Genomic DNA, 21,293 nt, shown 5'->3' with positions numbered 1-21,293 from the left:
TAATACTTTACAAAAATGTAAGATTAATATACACAGATTCCTTAGAAGTAGATTAGAATCCGAAATAATAGATCTTAAAGGGCTAACACGCATAGTAAATAACTTACTTGTAGAATATGGGTTAAAGTACAATATTTTATCATTTGATATACTTGAAGAATATAACGTAAACAATATACTGAGAGTATACATAGCTAAGAAAGATGATACACTGTACTATATAGTAGATGAACCAATAATAAATGTTGATGAAGTAAGCGACATAATAGCTGTTTTTATCAAGTATGGTAATGAGTGTAAGGAACTAAGGTGTTTTATTGAATTACTTGAGGACAAAATACCTGAAAAGATAGAAGTGTTTACATCTAATCCCACTACAATACTTTATCATTACAACAAATTAAGAAGCGGCTATGGCCCTCTATATCCATTGATACTTGACCACAATATTGAGGAAATAGCAGGTAGTCAAGAGGATAAGATAGTATATGTAATACATCGAAAATACACGTGGTATGGATGGATTAAAACTAACATAGGTTTGTCCCCTACATCAGTAGATACAATAGCGTTATCACTTGCACGAAAGGCAGGCAAACACTTGAGCATATCCCAGCCCGTTACTGAAGGACTGACTCCAGAGGGGTTAAGGATAGCCCTAACGTTCTCTAGGGAAGTATCAAGACATGGCACTAGTTTTGTCATAAGAAAGAAGCCATGGAAGCCCTGGACTATAACCAAGGTCATCAACAATGGTATGTTATCCCCCCAACTAGCAGCTTATCTGTGGCTTGTACTAGAACTGAGAGGTTCCATACTTATTGTCGGAGGGATAGGTACAGGCAAAACAACCTTACTCCAAGCACTATTAACATTGATACCTCCTTTCAGAAGAGTTGTCACTATCGAGGATACGCCAGAAATAACAAGCACTACAGGACTATGGGATCCCTTGGTTGTTAGATATAGTTCTCTAGGAGAAACAACTATTGATGAATATAAACTATTAAAGTTCGCATTACGACGGAGAGCAGACTACATAGTTGTTGGAGAAGTGAGAGGAAGAGAAGCCAGACTCCTAATACAGGCATCCCGGTTAGGGCATGGAACTATAGCTACATTCCATGCAGATGACGCTACTTCCGCTATTGAAAGACTTGTAGCGCCACCAATATCTATCCCCCGAAACCTGTTATCAAGCATATGGACAATCGTATCAATGGATCCACATGGATCAACCGGTATCCGAAGAATAAAAGAAGTACACGAACTAAGTTTTGATGCAAAAAAACTATATCCTATCATGAAGTACAACATAAATGAAAATACTTTTACACCATCAAATATATCAGGGATAGCGAGGAATAGCATCAGATTAAAACACGTTCTTGATAAGGATACTCTAGAAGAAGAATTAGAGAACAGAACACTATTTCTGTCAAAACTAGTAGAAAAAGGCGTTTTCGATATAGATGATTTATCGAAAGAAATCCAGAGATTCTACTCGATAGAGGAGAATGTTGTTGAAGTACTCAATACATCATCTAAAAATAATTAAGAACCCTGTTTTCTCTACACTCTTATTATGCTCCTTTGCAACAATAGTATACTTACTCCTAGTTGTATTTATCGTCAAAGAACCATTACTCATCCCTTTATCACCTTTAATATTCTTCTCATCATTCTACACCATCAGGTTCCTTAGGAAACAATTGTTCGCATACAAGTTGAATAGAGACTTTTTAGACTTCATAACAATACTAATGAGCTTAGAATCAAACGGATTGGGATTAAGCGACTTATTCTTAATGGCATGTAGAAACGAAATAAAACTACCTAGTATCTATAAAGAGCTCGCAGAAGCATATACAAGCATTGAGGCTATTACAGGAAGTTCCTATAAAGCACTCAGTATACTTGCTAAGAGTCTACCTTCATCAAAAATCAAGAACTTTCTAGAAGGCTATGTTGGCATACTTGAAACCACCGGAAATACCTTAGAATATATAGAGTCATACATTGACGCAGAACTTTCTAAACTCGAGGATGCTATGAATAATTTACTAAATGTAGTAGAGAATTTCTATGAAGCATATCTCGTAATACTTCTTTCAATAATTATGCTATCTAGTTTTCCATCCATTTCAAGTTTAACGAACGTAATATACTTAATATTAATGTTACTCGGTTTTGGCGGGTATTTCGCGGCTGGCTTTATATCGGAGAAACTATACTATGAAGAGCCCATGTTATTCACATTTTTGTCATTATTGTTAATAGCGCTAATGTATGTTTTTCTTAGAAATAACATGTTTATCCAAACAATAATTCTTGTCACTGCATTCACTTTATCAAGCCATATCTTTTGGAAGAAATATTGCTTACAAAAACATATCGCCGAAGAACATGTATACGAGCTTTCCGAAGATATCTATATGGAATCAAACCAAGGATTTAGCCTGGATATAGCATTAATGAATTTATCCTACAGAACAACAGAGTATAGCTGGATTGCTAGGGAATTAGCTAAACTTATTAAATTAGGTATAAAGGGTTGCCGTATAGATGAGTTGCTTAGACTTACGCCATTGTCAAAGAAGATTCTAAGTCTCCTGTTGTCTCCTCTAGAAATAACTTCGAGTAAGAGTAAACATGTTGGTTATGTACTCAAATTCTTTAGAAGAATTAGATCAATTAGAGATAACTTAAGCAATCGTATAAAAACACTGTACGCCTACGTTCTCTTATTACCTCCAACAATATACGCGATAGCCTACGCGTTGAAGACTATGAATATATCAGAGTATCTTCCAGTAGATCCAAACATTATTCCAGGTTATGTATTATTATCATCAGTATCTGCTTGGCTTGTAGCAAATAGAATAGCCAAAGGCTATGGATTAATTGATGTAAAAATTCTTCTTGTTTTACTTGAAAACCTTGTTCTTTACTTATGGCTTATCCTTTGACAACACCAATAGGTCTTAGTTTAACTACAAGCTTAGCTATACCTACATGATGGGCTACATGTACTACTCTATCAACATCCTTGTAGGCTCCCGGAGCTTCTTCTGCTATAACACGTCTTGTTGCTGCTTTGAGTATTATTCCACGGCTGGCCAGTTCCTCCTGGATCTTGGCTGGATTATATGATCTTATTGCTTGATGTCTACTCATCCATCTTCCTGCACCGTGAGGTGCACTATACCATGTTCTGGCACCTGATGGCACGCCTACGAGTACATAGCTTGCAGTCCCCATTGAACCTGGTATTAGTACCACTTGCCCGATTGATTTATGATCCTTAGGTATTTCAGGATGCCCTGGTGGAAACGCCCTGGTGGCACCTTTTCTGTGAACAACTAGTTTAGCTCTCTTACCATCTACATCATGTTCCTCGATTTTAGCAATATTGTGTGCTACATCATATATTATTTCTAAACCAAGTTGGTCAGGGTCTTTATGGAATACTTGCTTGAAGCTTTCACGAGTCCAGTGTGTTATCAATTGCCTATTAGTCCATGCAAAATTGGCTGCTGCCGCCATAGCCTTGAAGTAGTCTTGTGCTTCCTTACTATTGAAGGGTAGACTTGCAAGTTCTCTGTCTGGAGGACGTATACCATATTTTCTCATGGCACGCTCCATTATCAAGAGATAGTCGCTGGCCACTTGGTGTCCAAGCCCTCTGCTTCCAGTATGAATCATTACTGTTACTTGTCCTTCATGCGTAATCCCGAGTACTTTAGCTGTGTCGGGATCATAGATCTTTTCAACAACTTGTATTTCAAGGAAGTGGTTTCCTGCACCAAGTGTTCCAAGCTGGTTATGGCCACGTTGCTTGGCTCTATTACTTACCTTACTTGAATCTGCTACTTTCCAGCTTCCACGCTCCTCAATATGTTCGGGATCTTCAGGCCATCCAAAACCTCTTGAGACCGCCCACTCTACTCCTTCATCAAGTACTTTGTTTAGTTCACTAAAACTAAGAGATACCTTGCCTGTACTACCAACTCCACTGGGGATATTGCGGAATAAAGCCATAACTAAGTCTTTAAGTTTTGGCTTGACATCTTCATAGTCCAAATTTGTTCTTAAAAGTCTTACACCACAGTTAATATCGTATCCAACACCACCAGGACTTATAACACCTTCTTCTATATCAAACCCTGCAACACCACCTATAGGAAATCCATATCCTTGATGGACATCGGGCATGGCAAAACTTGCTCTACGTATACCTGGTAAACAAGCCACATTAGCGAGTTGTACAAGCGATAAATCCTCCATAGCTTTCTTAAGCAGATACTCGTCAGCAAACAATATACCGTCTACAAGCATACATGGTTTAGCTCCTTTGGGTACTCTCCACTCATACTTCCCTATTCTCTCAATCTTTATGCCATGACTCAAGCAACAAACACCTCTTTCAACAAACTTGCCTTTAGAAGTACATGGCTAGATACTCTTATTAGACCTACTCCGCCGAACCTATTATACCTTACCCAAGAAACTTCATAGCTGGTATGTTTTTATTGAAGTACAAACCTACATAAATTAATGGAGAGGAGAAGTATCATGCCCTTGATAGGAATAATAGGTACAGGGCTCATGGGATCTAGTATAGCACATTGTCTTAAATCTAAAGGATACGAACTAATTCTTTACAACAGGACACATAGTAAAGCATTAAAGTTAGCCAAAGAACTTGATGCAGTAGTTGCTAATACCCCTCGTGAAGTTGCTGATAAAGCAATCTATTCCATAGTATTTGTATCAGATGATGAGGCATTATACGATGTCATTTTTGGTAAGAATGGAGTAATAGAAACTACCAACAAAAAACATGTCGTCATTAATGCAAGTACTGTAACACCCCTAGCAAGTAGGAGAGTATCAAATGTTCTAAAGGAGAAGGGTCTAGGCTACGTGGAAGCACCTGTATTCGGTAGTGTCCATGAAGCACGTGAATGCAGACTTATATCAATGATAGCTGGAGAAAAAGATCTTGTCGATAGTATCGTAGGATTTGTTAACGAGTATTCTTCAAAAACATTTTATGCCGGTGAAATACCGAAAGCCATTGTATTGAAACTAGCCATAAACAATATAGCCTTATCGCTACCTCCAATACTTGCAGAAAGTTTTTCGCTAATAGAAGCATGGGATATCAATCTCGACGTGCTATTAAATATCATTTCAAACCTATGGTTTGGTGATGCTGTAAAAAGATATTTACCAAGAATATTCGAAGAGAAAACCCCTAGGTTCAAAGTCTGGATGGCAGGTAAGGATTACCTTTACGTGGTAAGGGCTCTTGAGGAGAAACACTTACCATCTTTTGTCTCATCAACACTATCATCAATGTATATGGAAGCTGCCAGTAACGGTTATGCTGATAAGGATTATCCTCAAGTAGCAAGATATTTTATTGAACTAGCCAAAAAGAAGAAAAAGAACCTAAACTAATCAAGTAAATTCTCTACAAGCTATGTAATTAAGTATATGTTCAATATCTACTGTTTCTTGAACACCTTTTTCGAGATCTTTTATTGTAACCCTATTCTCCTTAACCTCTTTAGGACCAATGATAATGGCATACTTCTGTTTTTCTCTACTAGCTAAACTAAGTGCTTTCGAGATCTTTTTGCCAACGATCACCTTTGAGTAAATCCCGTATTCATGTAGTTTGCGTGTAACAGAGTACGCTAAATGGAGAGCCCTGGGTTCTTCATCAATAACTATGATAATTACACCTTTTGATGTATAACTGAGTTTTTTCTTACTCTCTATTGCAAGCATTATCCTATCAATACCTAATGCCGCTCCTGTAGCATACTCGAAAGGTCCTCCATAAACCGTTGTTAAACCATCATATCTCCCACCTCCACCAATACTTATTTCGAGCCCACTTGTCTTCACTTCATAAATAACACTGTTATAGTATGCTAGCCCCCTAACTAGTTTAGGATCGTAATCGGCTTTTGCCCCAAATTCTTTCAGAAACTCAAGTAAAGTTATTGTTTTCTCTACTTCACCATATAGTTCATTAACAGTTTTTTCATCAACATAAGTTTTCAAACTATCTACAATGTTCTCTAACTTATTGTTGATCAGAATATTAATTGCATCAACTACTTTTTCGCCAAATTTATTACAGTACTCAATAGCTTTTTCTATCATGCCCTTATCTATCAAATGAAGTATATGGTCTTGCTCTTGAGCTGGTATGCCTAGAACATTCATTATTTTCCTGTATATTCCCACATTACCCACTACATAATAGTGATCTAATCCTATGTCGGTGAGGAATTCCTCGATAACATTAATAACCTTTATATCTGCATCAATGCTTTGCTCACCAATCACTTCTAGTCCAGCTTGCCAGAACTCTCTATATCTCCCTCTTTGGGGTTCCTCGTACCTAAAGCATTGCCCCACGTAATAGAACATTAAGGGCCTGGGCATTCCACGAAGTTTTCCTAAAAACGCTCTAACAACAGGTGCTGTAAGCTCCGGACGTAACGCTATTCTCCTACCAGCCTTATCTTCAAATACATACATAGACTTGATTATTTCTTCACCAGATTTTTTCTCAAACAACTCGAAATACTCGATAATCGGCGTTATAATAGGATTAAAGCCATTGAGACGCGCTATATTCTTAAATCTTTCTACAAGAAACTCGAATAAATTAGCCTCATCACCTACTATATCACGCGTCCCTCTAGGAGTATTTATCATCCATATATCACCCTCTTACAAGCTCTATTGAGGATACAGTATAGTATGTGATATCTCCTTGGAGAGAGACTATCGCCAATGCTAGTTCTAAGTTGTTTCTTCTAGCCTGCTCTACATAACTAATAATATCATTGATACTGGTCAAACTCTTCTCCTCGAGTATAAGCAATAATTTAAGGCTGCCGTCTTTGTGTTTTACTAAAAATCTTTTTTCATCAAGAACTCTTACTCGTCTACCTCTACTTCTTAAGTCATTATACACTATTAGTTTTGGCCAAAACATTTTCTCGAAGCAACTGCTATATTTCCTCATTAACTCCTCTAACGAGGATAGTTCACTTGTTCCTAAATCGATTACAATCTCTCCTTTAAGTAGCAGGTATGCTGTTTCTTCTAGAGATAGAATGAGTTTATCTCCCTCTCTTCGTCCAAACCATCTTTTATCAAGAACCTCAATATCATCCTTATTGTAAACAATGCCCTGACATGTTTTTTCATCAAATATTATTTTTCTCATCTTCTAATACGCACCTTTGATCCATACTCTTACTCTAATGCTTTATGTTTGTTAAATAAACATACTCTTAAATATACTCTATAAATCCAGTTATTGTATAGGGTTCGTTTGAGTAAAGGTGATTATATATGGGGTTTAAATATCCCATAAAGATAAGAGCTGTTTGGTGGGAAGACAACAACGTTTGCTGGATCGATACGTCAAAGCTTCCCTTTAACGAAGTAATTAGATGTACTAACGATCCAAAGAGAGTTGCCAAAGCCATTATTGATATGGAGATACGTGGAGCCCCCGCAATAGGTGTTGCTGCAGCACTAGCCGTAGCTGCTTATGCTGTAAGCCTCAAAGGCTTAAGTAGGGAAGAGTTTGTGGCAAAAGTGGACAATGCTATAGAGATCTTGTGGAAAACGAGGCCCACAGCTTACAATTTATTCTGGGCATTAAAGAGAATGAGAAACATACTATACAGGAGCATCAAGGGATATGAAGATATAGTCGAGGCTATTGTTAAAGAAGCCATTAATATAATGAATGAGGATATTGAAGCCAACATAAGATTAGGTGATTACGGTGCTGAACTCATAGAGGATGGCGACACTATCTTAACACACTGTAATGCTGGCGCGCTTGCAACAGCTGCTTTTGGAACAGTAGGCGGTATCATTAGGGCTGCCTGGTACCAGGGTAAGAAGATAAGAGTAATAACTACGGAAACAAGACCTGTACTCCAAGGCGCAAGACTTAATGTATGGGAGTATACTAAGGAGGGTATACCAATAACTCTCATAACAGATAATATGGCGGCATTTGTTATCAAGAAAGGGCTTGTAGACAAAGTTATTGTGGGAGCGGATAGAATTACTGGAGACGGCTATGTAGCTAACAAAATAGGCACATACGCTATAGCTCTTGCAGCGAAAAGACACAATATCCCATTCTATGTGGCAGCACCGACAAGCACCATAGATCTAGAATCAACTGGTGACAAAATAGTTATTGAGGAAAGAAGCCCCGATGAAGTAAGGAAAGTTCTAGGTCACTTAATAACGCTACCCGATGTACCAGTATACAATTTCGCATTCGACATAACTGATCCCGATTTAGTAACAGCAATAATTACCGAGAAAGGAATAGTCTATCCTCCATACAAGGAAAATCTCCGCAAAATAATAGGGAGTGAAGAGAAGTAAGTGGGCCCGCGGGGATTTGAACCCCGGGTCACGGGGAGTTCCGCCCGGTCCAGCGGCGGATCCAGGTCCCGAGTCGGGCACCGCCCCCAAATGGGGCTCCGGCGTACCCCGCATCCTAGTCCAGGCTAGACGACGGGCCCACCAGAGACTAGTAGTTTGGAAGTCTGGTTAATTAACTATTTTATGCAGCGCAACATATTTTCCCGAATACTTAACTTATAGTAATAACGACAATCATAGATATAACCAGATCACAAAGATTAATGGTAAAGACAATGGATATAAATGAAGTGGTAAACTATATCTCACAACACTGGAGCATGGAGATTAAACGAAACCCGCGTATAGAATCAATTGTTACACTTAGAAAAATAATCAAGATATACATAGATATACATGGGACGCTAATCGAGTATCCTGCAAGGTTCTACATAGGAGTAAAAAGGGATCACATAATAATTCCTGGCGTATATTGTAGCTGTAAGGATTATGTTATTCACGTAATGTCAGAGAAGAAAAGTAAAGCGTGTATACATTTATTTGCTGAAGAAGCTGCTAAAGAGAAGAATCTATATAGAACTATAGTTATTGACATTAACACCTTATATAAAATAATTAATGAGATCATGCTATTCGATAGATCGCCAACACTTAGGAGAATACTATATAAAAAACCCTATAGGAAATAATCAGTGTAAACAATATTCCTTGGTGTAAAATCATGGGGAGACGGAGGAAAAAGTACAAGAGAGTAATAAGAAGAGTACGAAGAATACCCACTGTATTCCAGTGCCCACACTGTGGTTCAAGAAGTCTAACTATAGACTTTAAGAAATCCGAAGAATCCGGTAAAAAACTTGCCGTAATAAGATGTGGTAATTGTCGATTGAAAACATTGCTTGAAGTACCAGAAATATATGAAACTGTTGATGTATATGCGAAATTCTTAGATGCATTTACTCAAGGAACTATCGAGATCGAGTTCGAGGAGGGAGTAGAGGAAACCGAGGGAGAGGAACTACTTGGTGAAGAAGAGTGAAAGTACATGAGTACATAACTGAGAAGTTGGAGAAAAAGAAGCTGCATTTCACGCTAATAGACCCAGATAAAGAAGTTTCTGATATAGAGAAAATAGCAAAACAAATGCACGAAGCTGGGACAGATGCCTTCCTCATAGGAGGAAGTCTTGGCGTAACGCCGGAAGATGCCTCGAGGGTGGCTAGAGTACTCAAAGAAACAGGGTTGCCCGTAATAATATTTCCTGGAAACTTGAATTGTCTAACACCTGAAGCTCATGCCGTCCTCTTTATGATTTTAATGAATACCACTGATCCATATTATTTAATGGGCGCACAAGTGGCAGGCGCACCATTAATCAAGAAGTATAATCTAGAGCCCTTACCAACAGGCTACATAGTAGTTTATCATGATACTGCTGTAGCACATGTAGGGAGAATAATTCCTATTCCTCCAAACAAACCAGAGATCATAGCAGCTTATGCTATGGCCGGTGAAATGCTTGGTCTAAAATACTTGTATATAGAGGGAGGCAGTGGCGCACCAAAACCAGTGCCATACAGTTTCCCTACGTATGCTAAAAAGTACAGTAACTTAATAGTATTGGTTGGTGGAGGTATTAGAGATCCTGAGACCGCTAAACAAATGGCTGCTAGTGGGGCAGACATTATTGTTACAGGAACCATAGTTGAAAAAGATCCTGATATGGCAAAAAAGATAATAACAGCAATCAAGAGTGTTCCAAGTACTTCTCCTTAAAAGCCTCCTCAACATCAACTCCAACAAGATTAGCTAAACTAAGGAGCCAAGCAAACACATCTGCTATCTCTTCTCTTAACGATTTATAATCACTATTCAGCAAGGCTTCAGCAAGTTCACCAACTTCTTCTACAAACCAGGTGAACGTAGAGAATAATCCACGACTACTATCTCTTTCAAAATACTTTTCACGTATGAGAAGCTGAGCTTCTTTTATTTCCATACACACCACCATAAATAGACTACCCGGGATACAGGTAAAGAAAATATTGACTCAATAATCTGGTGACACAAGTATTTATAGAGGATTCCGACATGATATTACCTAGGCTAGAAAAACCGTGGTGTGAGAGAACATGCCCAGATCACGTAAGAAGCGTGAATCACCTGGACCATTTACTGGCGCAGGTCTAGTCAGGTTCTATGAGGAAGCTGATGTTGGTATAAAAATGAAGCCATATATAATAATAGGTCTTGCCTTTGCTATGACCGTTATAGTAATTGTTGCACAAAAACTCTTGCCTCCCACATAGCATAGTTTATTCTACATGTATTTCTTGATCCATTCCCAGGCCTCATCAACATAGCGTTCAATGGCTTTTATATCTTCTTCAGTTATTCCTTTGAATCTTCCTTGTAGTTTGAAGTATTCTATCATTGGTTTTCTCTTACTCTTATCGATATAGGGCTTACTGGGTCCTGATAACGTTATTTTACCGTTTTCATACTCATAGAGTATCCATAAGCCTGTTTCTACAGCGAGTTTTGCTATTTTCACTGTTAGACTTGGGTCAAACCTCCATCCAGTAGGGCATGGTGCATGTAATTGGATGAACTTAAAGCCTTTGATCTTACTTGCTTTCTTTAGTTTAGCATAGAAGTCGTGGGGGTATCCTATACTAGCTGTAGCTACATATGGCACTCCATGAGCGATCATAATCCTTGCGACGTCTTTCTTAGGTTCTTTCTTTCCAAGGGGTGTCGTGGTGGTCCAGGCACCTGGAGGTGTTGCACTGCTACGCTGGATACCCGTATTCATATATGCTTCGTTATCATACATTATATAGATCATGTTATGGTTTCTCTCAGCCGCACCACTAAGACTAGCCATTCCTATGTCAGCTGTTCCACCGTCGCCAGCCCAAGCAACAACATGTACATCATTTATTCCTCTACGAGCCAACGCTTCTGCGACTCCTGAGGCAACAGCTGCTGCACTCGCAAAAGCAACATGTATTATAGAGCCGTTGAAACCACTTCCAGGCCACGCCCCTACAACAACTGATGTACAGCAAGCTGGCACTACTAGGATAACTTTTTTGCCCAACGCTGCCCCGACTACTTTCAAGGCCATTGTTATAGGGCATCCATGGCATGCAGCATGACCTGGTAACACAGTCTCTCTCATATCACGTGGTAAAGGTGGTACTACACGAGACACACCCATCACCTCCTATGATACCAGTGGAATACAGGTGGTTCCTCTCCTTTTTCCAAGGAGTCTATTGTTGACTTGATTAAGTTGAAGAAGTCCTTGTACGTAATGTTTACTCCACCTATGCCTGCGACAATGTTTCGTATGTAAGGCAGTGTCCTCGTATGTTTCAACATATTACCCACAAGATCGAGATATAGTGTTCCCATACTACCATAGCTTATAGCTCTATCGAACACTATTACTCCTCGACTATTATTTAGTACACTATAAACATCTTCATCAGGGAATGGCCTCATGAATCTTATTCTTAGTAGTCCTACTGGATACCCTTGCTCCCTGAGATAGTCGATAGCCTCCATTGCATCGCCACTCCAAGCACCCATTGTTACTACATGATATTTTGCGTCTTCGCATCTATAGCACGATATCAGGCCACCATACTTTCTACCAAAAACTTTTCCATAATCTTCATCAACTTCCTTTATCACTTTCTTAGCATTCTCCATAGCATCCTGGATATCCATAAACATCTCCTCAGTATCCTCAGGCCACGCAAGATTACCGTGAGCAAGAGGTTCACTACCATCAATTACAAATCCCTGCCTTCTTGGTCCAAGCCACTCATCAACAAGCTTCTGGTCAGGCACATCGACAGGCATCGCCGTATGACCTAGGATGAAGCCTTCAAGACCTATCATTACCGGCAAATATACTCTAGGATCTTCACTGATCTTGAATGCTTGGAGAGTTAGATCAAATATCTCCTGGTTATCCATACCCATAGCCATAATCCACGCAGCATCACGTTGATCAACAAAATCACTATGGTCGGGCCAGATGTTCCATGGGGGAGCTATCGCTCTCGTAACTATAGCCATCACGACAGGTATCCTTGCCCTGCCAACCCAATGCACCCACTCATGCATATACAAAAGACCATGACTACTAGTTGCAGTAAACACTCTGGCTCCAGCCATTGCAGCACCAAACGATGCTGCTAAGGCAGAGTGTTCTGATTCAACACGTATCATCGTTGCATCTAACTCACCTTTATCAATGTATTCTGCGAGTTTCTCTATGATGCTGGTTTGAGGAGTTATGGGATATGCTGCAACAACTTCTACTCTAGCCATCTTAGCTGCGAGAGCAACAGTATAGTTTCCTGTAAGTACTTGAATACCCATTCTTCATCACACCTCCTCGTTAACCATTTCTATAGCCTTAGATGGACATACCTGAGCGCAAACACCACATCCTTTACAATAATCGTAGTCTATAGTCGGTCCCTTCTCTGGATCAACTTTTATCGTGTTATCTGGACAATAGATCTCGCACAAGAAGCACCGAGTACATTTATTTACATCAACAACAGGCTTCATCCATCGCCATGAACCTGTTTTTCCTGCAACACCTATTTTCGGCTTAGCAATAGGTACACGATGTTTTATAGGCTCGAGAATCACCATAATCTCCACCTTTTGGAACCTATTTCACCTACATAAACAGTTTCATTATATGCTTCACGAACAGCTTTAGCATTCAACTCGCCTATTTTACCGCCAAAATATTCTTCAACAGCTGCAGCCATGTTGTCAATACTTATTATACCCAATGCTTTAGCAAGAGAGCCAAGCATACTGGTATTGACAACAGGCCACCCTGCAACTACGAGATTATTTCTTGTGGCAATACGCGTGGCATCAACAATATATGCCTTGGCACTACCATGGAGTTTAAAGTTTTCCTCCTTAATAAGCGATTTATCATGAGTGTTAACAATTATTATACCTTTATCGTTAACACCTATAGTCTTTGTATATCCTGTTTTAACAAGACCTGGATGTAGAACCACAAGCACATCTGCATCATTAAACATACCGTGTCTACGTATTGGTTTATCACTTATTCTCGCGAAGGCTTTTACTGGAGCTCCTCTACGTTCTGCGCCAAAGAATGGGAATCCTTGTCCGTGAAGCCCCTCTTTTACTGCTGCTGCCACGAGTATGTTTGCCGCCGTGACACCTCCTTGTCCTCCCCTACCATAAAACAAGATCTCGATTAACAAGACCCGACACTCCCTGCTAAAAGAGTTATTCCAACTATTCTACAGAGAGTAACCTAGTTCTAGTTACATTAATGGTACTAGGATTAATTTAAGTGTTTAGATTAGGGCAAACAGATCATGTTAAGTACTATAGTATGGGATAAATGTGGTATTAATTAAAACAAAAACACACTAAATCATCTAAAGTATTCCATAGAAGATGTAGTCCGAAGGCGCTGGCATGCTTGACGCATCAATAGCTTCTTTACGCTTTAGTTCAATATATGATTCCAAGAGTTCTCTTGGAAACACCGGCTTAAGGTATTCATTGTCTGATTCCAGTTCATCGAGAGCTTCTAGTAAACTCCTTGGAAGAGATTTTATCCCTAGTGTCTTCCTCTCCTTTTCTGTTAAGTGATACACGTTCTTTTCAAAAGGATCGCCGGGTTCAATCTTCTTCTTAATACCATCGAGTCCGGCGAGAATTATAGCTGACAATGCTAGATAGGGGTTTGCGGAGGGGTCAGGGGGTCTGTATTCTATACGGAAGGTCTTTTCGTCTCTAACCACGGGTATTCTTATTGCAGCACTTCTGTTACCATAACCCCATACTAAGTAAACGGGTGCCTCATATCCTGGTACTAGTCTCTTGTAGCTATTCACTGTAGGTGATACGAGAGCACTAAGACTTCTACCATGTTCTATTAACCCCCCGATAAAGTATCTCGCCACCTGGCTCAAAACACCATCCTCATCATAGAATAAGTTCTTATCTCCATTCCAGAGGCTCACATGTACATGCATTCCACTACCATTGTCGCCAGGTATGGGTTTGGGGAGGAATACAGCAGTGTACCCGTTTTTCTCAGCTGTAATTCTTGCAACATACTTGAATGTCTGGACAAAATCACCTCCATTGTCTACTCCTAGTTTACCGCTTGTTACTTCTACTTGACCAAAACTAGCTACTTCATGGTGCATCTTAGAACATTTGAAACCAAGTTTTTCAACATTAGCAATTATTTCTCTTCGTGTACTCGCGATACTATCATAAGGCTCCGTTAAATGATAGCCCTTCTTTGGAGGAATACTGTACCCACTGGCCCCGATGGACTCTGTGGAATTTATTTCAAGATATTGTTTCGTATAGTCTAGCCCATATTTTAATGAATTGAAGAGAAAGAACTCCATCTCAATACCAATACTAGGCTCGAGACCCTGCGACCTCATGTACTCCATTGTTTTCTCTGCGACAAGCCTCGGGTCCTTTACGTATCGTTTACCATCACTCCAGTAGACTCCAGATATACACCTATACACATCTGTATACCATGGAAGCTTTCTCAACGTACCATCTACGGGTTTCAACATTAGATCACTATTTTCAATAGGCTCGAAACCAAATACACTAGATGCATCAAAGAAACCCTTGATTCTACTTGGGTTACTAACTAGGTCCTTGCTTACAACTAGTGTGGTAGCCCTGAGTACGCCCATGAGGTCTGTGAAATGCATTTCAATGAAAACTTTTCCGGAATCCATTTCTCCTTATCCCCCGTTACTCGGATATAGGGTAAAGATCCCTGTAAAAGTATATATTTCTATTGATAGAAGATCCGGAAAATATACGAAAAGCAACTGGTGCATACTATGTCGGATCCCAACGTTATCCGAATAGATAGCATCGATAAAGAGATTCTCAAAATACTCCGTAGTAACGCGAGAATCAAATTAAGAGAGCTCGCTAGACTAACACATATACCTACATCAACGATATATGATAGAATAAAAAGACTCGAGAAAATGGGTTTAATAAAAAAGTATACAACAAAGATAGATTATAGACTCCTGGGATACCAAATAAAAGCTCTGATACTGGCATCAGTTGAAGGCGCACACATTATTGACGTAGAGAAAGAGATCTCGAAAAACCCGCATGTAATAGCATTATATGATATTACTGGAGAATACGATGTAGCAATAATAGCTTTATTCAAGACAATTGAAGAACTTGATCACTTCGTAAAAAACCTATTGAGAAACCCCTATGTTAAACACACAACAACAAGTATAGTCTTTAGAACAGTTAAAGAAGAGTACACATTACCTATTTGAACATCCAATGGAAAGATACGAAAATATGCTATCATAAATCATTGGAAACCGGCCGGTTTCCAGGACCTCTGTTTCCACTGGAGCCCACTAAAATAGCATAATCGGAGTACGCTGTCGAAGTTTGAAAACCTGATCATGATAGTACATAGGACGACATCCCTGACCCCTATACTTCTATTCGAGAAAGGTCTTCTTAGTTGTGGTCTAGTTTTATTATTGAGAAAGTTTGTATAAACTAATCTAGGTATTTATCCTAATGGAATTTACATTATTACATAGACTTAAACAAATCTTTTGTCAGGAATCTCTCTTGTATATTGAGTGGAAACAGAGGGGTCTATCCGGTAATTGATGAATCGTTTTTGAGAAAAATTGGTTAAAATGGCTAGGGTTTCATGCAATGGACCCCTCTGTTTCCACTGGAGCAGCCTGATAGTTAGCTCTCCCCGGGTTTCTTGTAGGTGCTGCTTGTGTTTCTATGTACTGTTCCAGGGGAAACCTGTTTAAGCAATAAGTTTTCCTTCATAAACACGTGTATTGTTTTTGATTACATGGATAGTATTGTTGTGTATGGGTTTTGCATTCTTTTCTTCGTCTAGCAGGTATATTGTTGATGAATAATAGGTTATGTAATTGTTTTTCTCTTCGATAAACAATTGATAATATCTAGTTTTAGCGGGTTCTTGTGTCACGTAATAGTTTGTTATAATGACCATTATGTCTTCTTGAAATGGTAGGAATATTGATATTGTGTTGAATGCCGATTTAGTGTGGTTTGCTAATACCCTATATGCTTTGAGTAGACTGTTTGTGTCAAGGCTCTCCAGGGTATATGCTATATAAAGTCCTGCAAGGTATGTGTCTGATAAATTCTCGGTATTAGAATGCTTTATGTTGAGTATTTGGAGTAACCTTTCTTTATATAGGGTTCCGTTGTGTGCTAGAAAGAACTCTGTTTGAGAAGTTGAATATTTTATAGGTTGTGTGTTAACCATATTGATGGAGCCTTCACTTGCTGCACGTGTATGCACTAATAACACTACTTCATCGTTTTCTAAGCTTTTTATTGTGTTAAGGAGGTTCGTGAAACCCTTTACGTCATTATATATTGGTGCTAGTGACTTATAGTATATGGAGGTGTTTTTTGTTAAAAGAACATAACCCCATCCATCGCTATGCGCTTTCCTTTTGCCGTTGGATGCAATATTGAGCAGAGGATCATTTTTACTGGCTTGCTTAATGAGGTCTAATAATGTTGTTAATCTATCTAGAACAGTACCTTTGTAAAAGAGTATTCTACACATTTCTAACCAATACCCCTAGGTACCAAGTCAGATACTATGATACTACTGCCTCTCCTGTATGAAGTTTTGAAAAAACCGGGTATTCTTGTGTCTAGGAGTAATTATGTAAATCGTTTAAGAGAGGTATGTTCTAGGAGCCTCTCTTACTTTTTCCTTCGACGACAACCATTGTGCTCGTTGTTCTGATTTCAGGTAGTCTTCTTATTTTGTTTGTTATTATTTCTCTTATTTTCTCCAGGCTCTCTGCTTCTATGACTGCTACTATGTCGTAGATGCCATACACTATGTATACATCAATGATCTCAGGGATCTTAAATAATTCATCCATCACCCTGGTTTCTGCGCCTATGTCTGTCTGGATTAATACGATAGCTTTTGCTGCCATGTTTTAGTCCCTCAATAATACCTGGTTTTTGAGGAAAAATAATGTTTTCCCTCTAACTCAAATCGTTAATTAAGGGTTTTAGATATTCTCTTTGGATGAAGAGCTGTGGGGTTTGTATGCCGAAGATCTATGTAGTATATTATGGAGAGGATGATCCTAAGAAGAATACGGCATTAAAAATGATTAGAATGGGGTATGCAGTGAGAACTAGAAGGTATTGCTCCAAGGCGATAGTTCTTAATCCGTTCGCGCCAAAGATTATTGGGCCCTGGGACAGACCTTATGTAGAGAAGTATGGTATTGTGGTTATTGATGCGTCTTGGAAAAAACTTACGAGAAAATACTTCCCGAGAAAGGGGTTACATAGAAAACTTCCTTTACTCATAGCTGGGAACCCTGTAAACTATGGTAAACCATTTATGCTTAGCAGTATTGAAGCAGTTGCTGCAGCACTCTATATAACAGGATATAAAGAACAAGCAATGGAGTTAGCAAAGCTGTATAAGTGGATGAAGACATTCTTTGACTTAAACATAGAACTTCTAGAACAATACTCTAAAATGGAATCAGAAGAACAAGTCATTAAGTTTATGGAGGAATTAATAAAAGAAAACTAGTCTAGAGCAGCGGGCCCGGCTATAACCCGCATTCTGTACTACAGCCGCATTCGACTAAGCGGCCCACCTCCCGGGTCGCGCGGCCACCTCATCCCGGGACACAGGGCCTTGCTCCCCACGGGACCGGCCGTTTCAACGCATCCGCTACCATACTCGGCGGGTTACCGGCTCCCCGTTGCCGGGGAGCCCTCGCCGCCTCATAGACATCCGGTAGCGGCCGTGTCGTTTCTGTGCCGGAGCCACGGGTGCTACCCGTGCCCCTTTTCGGGGCCGTGGCGGCCGCGGGGAGTGCGGAGTTTCCTCGGGGTCTGCGACCCCGTAGCGGCTAGCCGGGCCCGCTGCCATGAAGAACTCTTATGTAATCCTCCTAATATATTTTGGAATTTAACCATTGGAAACCGGCCGGTTTCCAATAATTATGGAGTTAACTGGAGATATTGTAGGAGACCATGTTGTTCATGATAATAGTTATCATTCTAATTTATCTTAGCTATAGTTGATAGTCATGAATTGTAGAAACAGCGGCTGGACACCCTCAAGAACTAGTAGGTCCTTGCGGACTCTAGTAGTCCTCAAGGGCTTCATAAGCCATTGTTAATGACTTATTTCCAGCCGCCAGGTTATACTTGTCTTCTAACCCTAATATATACGATGTATCAAAGATACTGTTACTTGTAACGCAATTTGTTTTTATCATTAAACTTGTTACTAGTCTAGCTAGATATTGTCTTGACTATCAACTACAGTTATTATGGTGTAAATATTATAATATTCTTGATGATGATGGCTAGATATGCGGATTTGATGAAGAAGGTTTCTGGTGCTGATACTCTTTTGACCTTCTTAGATGATGTTGTTATTCTATTATTGAATAAAAAATGGATAGTAAAACTATTTAATATCAGAGACTATATGGGTTACGTCATTCTTTTGTTTCCTTGTATGTTAGTATGCTTACAACTATCATTATTACTAGTGATATTGCTGCTGATAGTAGGTATATCTCTTCCCAATATGGTAATTTTATGATGTTTGTGATCCCTAGTAATGATATTGTAGCTCCTGATACTAGTGCTGCTATAGCTCCTTCTTTTGTTGCTTTGCTCCAGAATAGCCCTAGTATTACTGGGACAAATACTGCTGATGTGTATATGTCGTAGGAGTATATTAATAGCAAGATTATGTCCTTGACTAGTATTGCTACCACGAGTGCAAGTATACCCACTATTATTGTTGTTATTATCGATAATTTGATCAACTTCTTGTTGTCTGCATTCGGGTTTATGAATTGTACATAGATATCTCTAATTATGTGTGAAGTTGATGCTGATAGGAGAGAGTCTGCAGTCGACATTATAGCCGCTAGTATTGCTGCTAAGAATATTCCTGCGCCCCATCCAGGGAATATTTGCAGTATTAGTCTAGGTATGGCTGTTTTTGGGGAATTAAGTACTTCATTAGGGTCGCTGGCAAGCGCTAAAGCAGTCATGCCAGCTAATACAGGGAGGAACGAGAGTACTACCAGTAGTATCCCGGCGACTATAGCAGCTTTTCTCGCTATTGAGGGCGTTTTTGCAGCAAATAGTCTCTGGTAAAAGTCTTGCCCTATCAATGTATACATTACTGTTGCTGAAAGTGTTAGAGCAATAACTGTTAATCCCGGCGAAAATAGATCGTAATAAGTACTAGGTGTTACACCGATATCTTTAGCTATAATTGATAACCTATTGCTTAATCCTGCGAATCCGCCTACTGTAATAAGCCCTGCTATTGTCGCTACAAGCACTCCTATGCTGCCGATAACTATTTGACCTAGGTCGGTTATTGTCACAGCCCATAATCCGGAAGCCGCTGTATATACTATAAACACTAGTGTCGCTATTATTGCTCCATAATACCCTGGTAAACCAAGTGCTTCAAAAACGGCAGTCATAGCCCATACTTGTGCGCCAATAATACCTGTTAGTGCCGCTAGGGAAAGAAGTGAAGATGATAGTCTTAGGAACTTGCTGTTGTATCTTAAGTCTATTAAGTCTGGTACTGTATATTGAGCCAATGCTCTCGTTTTCTCTGCTAGGAATAAACCTAGTACTATTAATCCTACACCACAGGCAAGTCCATACCATATACCGCCGATACCGTAGGAAACACCCCAGGCTCCACCACCGAGTACAAAGCCACCGCCGTAGTGTGTTGCTGCTAATGTTGCAGACAAGAATACTATGCCTAAACGTCTGCCTGCAACTAGATAGTCGTCAATGTTTTTAATGTATCTACGTGAATAAAATCCTATACCAAGCATTAACAGCAAGTATATTGCTAAAATAACTATTATATCGATCATATCTTGGACCACCTCTTGTAACTGCTGCATTTACAGAATGATTTCTGATTCAATAGAATGGCGGATGTTATTGTAGCTATTGGATCCCTGTTTGGTCTTAATAGCCGTGTTCCTAGAACTTGTTGTTTCTTTAGATAGATTGATTGATAGAACAGAGTGTTATCAACAAGTGCGGGTTTTCTAGAGTATATGAACACACCGCACCTTTATCCACCTCTGCGCTTAGACAAGAATAGCAGGTCAGTATATATGTTTAACGGTGTAAAAACAGTGGTATAAGAATAACAAGAATACTTGTTAATCAAAATTCCCATCGATAAGTATCTTAGCAATAATAGAAATGGTGGACCGGCCGGGATTTGAACCCGGGACCTCCGCCTTTCTCGGGACCTCGGGAGTCTACGGCCCGTGCAAGGGCGGCGCTCTTCCAGGCTGAGCTACCGGCCCACCTATGCTGTCTCCAGAATATTGTTGAAGGGGATATAAGGTTTTTTAGTTTTTATCGAAATAGTGATGATGTCTCTCGTTAGAAGAGTCTACAAACTATGCCTAGACGTAATCTGTTTGTAACCAAGCTAAGGATACGATGTATACTAATTGTATTGATGAAGTTACCTTATTCTAACGCGGTTATACTTCTTGTTTTGCCATTTATATCTTCTCATCCTTTTACTTCTTCCGTATCCGCAGGCGGCACAGTATCCTTTAGCTACATTGTAGGAGTGTCTTCCACAGCGGGGGCATCTTATATGGGTCTTTCCTTTACTCATTTTGCCGAAGCTTGTTGTACCTTTAACCATGGTGTTCACCCATATATTTTGT

Annotated in this window: 23 protein-coding genes, 2 tRNA genes and 1 other RNA gene; 10 read left to right on the top strand and 16 right to left on the bottom strand. The window is 39.5% G+C overall.

From position 1 onward, the window contains the following. Nucleotides 1–22: 22 nt before the first annotated feature. Nucleotides 23–1,558, top strand: coding sequence for a type II/IV secretion system ATPase subunit (locus tag J4526_02475; GenBank protein ID WFO76293.1), 1,536 nt, complete (start codon nucleotides 23–25; stop codon nucleotides 1,556–1,558). Next, nucleotides 1,524–2,969 (top strand): type II secretion system F family protein, encoded by a 1,446-nt coding sequence (locus J4526_02470; GenBank protein ID WFO75749.1) that lies wholly within the window; start codon nucleotides 1,524–1,526, stop codon nucleotides 2,967–2,969. The genes J4526_02475 and J4526_02470 overlap by 35 nt, the downstream gene beginning before the upstream one ends. Here the strand turns inward: J4526_02470 and J4526_02465 are convergent. Then, entirely contained in the window at nucleotides 2,959–4,338 is a 1,380-nt protein-coding gene (locus J4526_02465; GenBank protein WFO76292.1) for an RtcB family protein, read from the bottom strand. The genes J4526_02470 and J4526_02465 overlap by 11 nt on opposite strands. Before the next feature lie 237 nt (nucleotides 4,339–4,575). Here J4526_02465 and J4526_02460 point away from each other — a divergent pair, with 237 nt between their 5' ends. Beyond that, nucleotides 4,576–5,466: an NAD(P)-dependent oxidoreductase gene (locus J4526_02460; protein ID WFO75748.1), complete on the top strand. Its 891-nt coding sequence runs from the start codon at nucleotides 4,576–4,578 to the stop codon at nucleotides 5,464–5,466. On the opposite strand, the gene J4526_02455 is transcribed toward J4526_02460, so the two are convergent. Continuing rightward, nucleotides 5,467–6,741 (bottom strand): histidine--tRNA ligase, encoded by a 1,275-nt coding sequence (locus J4526_02455; GenBank protein ID WFO75747.1) that lies wholly within the window; start codon nucleotides 6,739–6,741, stop codon nucleotides 5,467–5,469. Between the two features lie 7 nt (nucleotides 6,742–6,748). Then, nucleotides 6,749–7,258: an endonuclease gene (locus J4526_02450; GenBank protein WFO75746.1), complete on the bottom strand. Its 510-nt coding sequence runs from the start codon at nucleotides 7,256–7,258 to the stop codon at nucleotides 6,749–6,751. A 128-nt stretch (nucleotides 7,259–7,386) separates the two neighbouring features. On the opposite strand from J4526_02450, the gene mtnA reads away from it, so the two are divergent. Continuing rightward, complete coding sequence (mtnA, locus tag J4526_02445; protein ID WFO75745.1) at nucleotides 7,387–8,448, top strand: S-methyl-5-thioribose-1-phosphate isomerase; 1,062 nt, start codon at nucleotides 7,387–7,389, stop codon at nucleotides 8,446–8,448. Between the two features lies 1 nt (nucleotide 8,449). On the opposite strand, the gene J4526_02440 is transcribed toward mtnA, so the two are convergent. After that, nucleotides 8,450–8,588: transfer RNA gene (locus tag J4526_02440), tRNA-Pro, on the bottom strand. A gap of 135 nt (nucleotides 8,589–8,723) precedes the next feature. Between J4526_02440 and J4526_02435 the strand changes: the two genes are divergently transcribed. From J4526_02435 to J4526_02425, 3 genes are read left to right on the top strand one after another with little or no spacing between them, the layout of a single operon-like run. Next, nucleotides 8,724–9,137, top strand: a complete 414-nt coding sequence (locus J4526_02435; GenBank protein WFO75744.1) for a hypothetical protein — start codon at nucleotides 8,724–8,726, stop codon at nucleotides 9,135–9,137. Between the two features lie 32 nt (nucleotides 9,138–9,169). After that, a complete protein-coding gene (locus J4526_02430; GenBank protein ID WFO75743.1) occupies nucleotides 9,170–9,487 on the top strand; it encodes a hypothetical protein in 318 nt (105 codons plus the stop codon). Beyond that, the gene (locus J4526_02425) at nucleotides 9,484–10,224 is read left to right on the top strand and encodes a geranylgeranylglyceryl/heptaprenylglyceryl phosphate synthase (protein ID WFO75742.1); all 741 of its coding nucleotides are present in this window, start codon (nucleotides 9,484–9,486) and stop codon (nucleotides 10,222–10,224) included. The genes J4526_02430 and J4526_02425 overlap by 4 nt, the downstream gene beginning before the upstream one ends. On the opposite strand, the gene J4526_02420 is transcribed toward J4526_02425, so the two are convergent. Further along, nucleotides 10,196–10,447 carry a nucleotide pyrophosphohydrolase gene (locus J4526_02420; protein ID WFO75741.1) on the bottom strand — a complete coding sequence of 84 codons (252 nt, stop codon included), beginning with the start codon at nucleotides 10,445–10,447 and terminating at the stop codon, nucleotides 10,196–10,198. The genes J4526_02425 and J4526_02420 overlap by 29 nt on opposite strands. A 133-nt stretch (nucleotides 10,448–10,580) precedes the next feature. On the opposite strand from J4526_02420, the gene J4526_02415 reads away from it, so the two are divergent. Continuing rightward, complete coding sequence (locus J4526_02415; GenBank protein ID WFO75740.1) at nucleotides 10,581–10,757, top strand: preprotein translocase subunit Sec61beta; 177 nt, start codon at nucleotides 10,581–10,583, stop codon at nucleotides 10,755–10,757. Between the two features lie 11 nt (nucleotides 10,758–10,768). Here J4526_02415 and J4526_02410 read toward each other — a convergent pair whose 3' ends face one another. The 5 genes from J4526_02410 to glnA form a co-directional block, all read right to left on the bottom strand. Next, complete coding sequence (locus J4526_02410) at nucleotides 10,769–11,671, bottom strand: pyruvate synthase subunit beta (GenBank protein ID WFO75739.1); 903 nt, start codon at nucleotides 11,669–11,671, stop codon at nucleotides 10,769–10,771. After that, a complete protein-coding gene (locus tag J4526_02405; GenBank protein ID WFO75738.1) occupies nucleotides 11,671–12,846 on the bottom strand; it encodes a pyruvate ferredoxin oxidoreductase in 1,176 nt (391 codons plus the stop codon). Before J4526_02405 ends, J4526_02410 begins: the two co-directional genes overlap by 1 nt. 6 nt (nucleotides 12,847–12,852) lie before the next feature. Then, complete coding sequence (locus J4526_02400) at nucleotides 12,853–13,128, bottom strand: 4Fe-4S binding protein (GenBank protein WFO75737.1); 276 nt, start codon at nucleotides 13,126–13,128, stop codon at nucleotides 12,853–12,855. Further along, nucleotides 13,122–13,727 (bottom strand): 2-oxoacid:acceptor oxidoreductase family protein, encoded by a 606-nt coding sequence (locus J4526_02395; GenBank protein WFO75736.1) that lies wholly within the window; start codon nucleotides 13,725–13,727, stop codon nucleotides 13,122–13,124. Before J4526_02395 ends, J4526_02400 begins: the two co-directional genes overlap by 7 nt. 180 nt (nucleotides 13,728–13,907) lie before the next feature. After that, nucleotides 13,908–15,248 carry a type I glutamate--ammonia ligase gene (gene glnA / locus J4526_02390; GenBank protein WFO75735.1) on the bottom strand — a complete coding sequence of 447 codons (1,341 nt, stop codon included), beginning with the start codon at nucleotides 15,246–15,248 and terminating at the stop codon, nucleotides 13,908–13,910. Nucleotides 15,249–15,356: 108 nt separating this feature from the next. Here glnA and J4526_02385 point away from each other — a divergent pair, with 108 nt between their 5' ends. Continuing rightward, nucleotides 15,357–15,821, top strand: coding sequence for an Lrp/AsnC family transcriptional regulator (locus tag J4526_02385; protein ID WFO75734.1), 465 nt, complete (start codon nucleotides 15,357–15,359; stop codon nucleotides 15,819–15,821). Nucleotides 15,822–16,324: 503 nt separating this feature from the next. Here J4526_02385 and J4526_02380 read toward each other — a convergent pair. After that, on the bottom strand, nucleotides 16,325–17,125 hold the full coding sequence (locus J4526_02380) for a class II glutamine amidotransferase (protein ID WFO75733.1): 801 nt from the start codon (nucleotides 17,123–17,125) through the stop codon (nucleotides 16,325–16,327). 130 nt (nucleotides 17,126–17,255) lie between these two features. After that, a complete protein-coding gene (locus J4526_02375; protein WFO75732.1) occupies nucleotides 17,256–17,510 on the bottom strand; it encodes an Lrp/AsnC ligand binding domain-containing protein in 255 nt (84 codons plus the stop codon). Nucleotides 17,511–17,626: 116 nt separating this feature from the next. Here J4526_02375 and J4526_02370 point away from each other — a divergent pair, with 116 nt between their 5' ends. After that, nucleotides 17,627–18,127 carry a DUF367 family protein gene (locus J4526_02370; GenBank protein ID WFO75731.1) on the top strand — a complete coding sequence of 167 codons (501 nt, stop codon included), beginning with the start codon at nucleotides 17,627–17,629 and terminating at the stop codon, nucleotides 18,125–18,127. 11 nt (nucleotides 18,128–18,138) lie between these two features. Here J4526_02370 and rnpB read toward each other — a convergent pair. The 4 genes from rnpB to J4526_02350 form a co-directional block, all read right to left on the bottom strand. Beyond that, nucleotides 18,139–18,464: RNase P RNA component (rnpB, locus tag J4526_02365), an RNA gene on the bottom strand. Between the two features lie 585 nt (nucleotides 18,465–19,049). After that, complete coding sequence (locus J4526_02360) at nucleotides 19,050–20,471, bottom strand: sodium:solute symporter family protein (protein ID WFO75730.1); 1,422 nt, start codon at nucleotides 20,469–20,471, stop codon at nucleotides 19,050–19,052. A gap of 341 nt (nucleotides 20,472–20,812) precedes the next feature. Then, nucleotides 20,813–20,918 (bottom strand) — tRNA-Ala (locus J4526_02355). 164 nt (nucleotides 20,919–21,082) lie between these two features. Further along, nucleotides 21,083–21,271, bottom strand: a complete 189-nt coding sequence (locus J4526_02350) for a 50S ribosomal protein L37e (GenBank protein WFO75729.1) — start codon at nucleotides 21,269–21,271, stop codon at nucleotides 21,083–21,085. Nucleotides 21,272–21,293: the final 22 nt, after the last annotated feature.

This window comes from Desulfurococcaceae archaeon MEX13E-LK6-19, from assembly GCA_029637525.1.
In the GTDB taxonomy this organism is placed as follows: domain Archaea; phylum Thermoproteota; class Thermoprotei_A; order Sulfolobales; family Desulfurococcaceae; genus MEX13ELK6-19.
This window is presented reverse-complemented; position numbering and strand designations above follow the sequence as displayed.

Excerpts from the sequence above, each read along its gene's own strand:
- J4526_02420 (WFO75741.1), bottom strand. The coding sequence starts at position 10,447 with ATGGAAATAAAAGAAGCTCAGCTTCTCATACGTGAAAAGTATTTTGAA.
- J4526_02410 (WFO75739.1), bottom strand. The coding sequence starts at position 11,671 with ATGGGTGTGTCTCGTGTAGTACCACCTTTACCACGTGATATGAGAGAG.
- J4526_02400 (WFO75737.1), bottom strand. The coding sequence starts at position 13,128 with ATGGTGATTCTCGAGCCTATAAAACATCGTGTACCTATTGCTAAGCCG.
- J4526_02385 (WFO75734.1), top strand. The coding sequence starts at position 15,357 with ATGTCGGATCCCAACGTTATCCGAATAGATAGCATCGATAAAGAGATT.
- J4526_02375 (WFO75732.1), bottom strand. The coding sequence starts at position 17,510 with ATGGCAGCAAAAGCTATCGTATTAATCCAGACAGACATAGGCGCAGAA.
- J4526_02465 (WFO76292.1), bottom strand. The coding sequence starts at position 4,338 with ATGCTTGTAGACGGTATATTGTTTGCTGACGAGTATCTGCTTAAGAAA.
- J4526_02450 (WFO75746.1), bottom strand. The coding sequence starts at position 7,258 with ATGAGAAAAATAATATTTGATGAAAAAACATGTCAGGGCATTGTTTAC.
- J4526_02380 (WFO75733.1), bottom strand. The coding sequence starts at position 17,125 with ATGTGTAGAATACTCTTTTACAAAGGTACTGTTCTAGATAGATTAACA.
- J4526_02360 (WFO75730.1), bottom strand. The coding sequence starts at position 20,471 with ATGATCGATATAATAGTTATTTTAGCAATATACTTGCTGTTAATGCTT.
- glnA (WFO75735.1), bottom strand. The coding sequence starts at position 15,248 with ATGGATTCCGGAAAAGTTTTCATTGAAATGCATTTCACAGACCTCATG.
- J4526_02370 (WFO75731.1), top strand. The coding sequence starts at position 17,627 with ATGCCGAAGATCTATGTAGTATATTATGGAGAGGATGATCCTAAGAAG.
- J4526_02430 (WFO75743.1), top strand. The coding sequence starts at position 9,170 with ATGGGGAGACGGAGGAAAAAGTACAAGAGAGTAATAAGAAGAGTACGA.
- J4526_02460 (WFO75748.1), top strand. The coding sequence starts at position 4,576 with ATGCCCTTGATAGGAATAATAGGTACAGGGCTCATGGGATCTAGTATA.
- J4526_02435 (WFO75744.1), top strand. The coding sequence starts at position 8,724 with ATGGATATAAATGAAGTGGTAAACTATATCTCACAACACTGGAGCATG.
- mtnA (WFO75745.1), top strand. The coding sequence starts at position 7,387 with ATGGGGTTTAAATATCCCATAAAGATAAGAGCTGTTTGGTGGGAAGAC.
- J4526_02350 (WFO75729.1), bottom strand. The coding sequence starts at position 21,271 with ATGGTTAAAGGTACAACAAGCTTCGGCAAAATGAGTAAAGGAAAGACC.
- J4526_02455 (WFO75747.1), bottom strand. The coding sequence starts at position 6,741 with ATGATAAATACTCCTAGAGGGACGCGTGATATAGTAGGTGATGAGGCT.
- J4526_02405 (WFO75738.1), bottom strand. The coding sequence starts at position 12,846 with ATGGGTATTCAAGTACTTACAGGAAACTATACTGTTGCTCTCGCAGCT.
- J4526_02415 (WFO75740.1), top strand. The coding sequence starts at position 10,581 with ATGCCCAGATCACGTAAGAAGCGTGAATCACCTGGACCATTTACTGGC.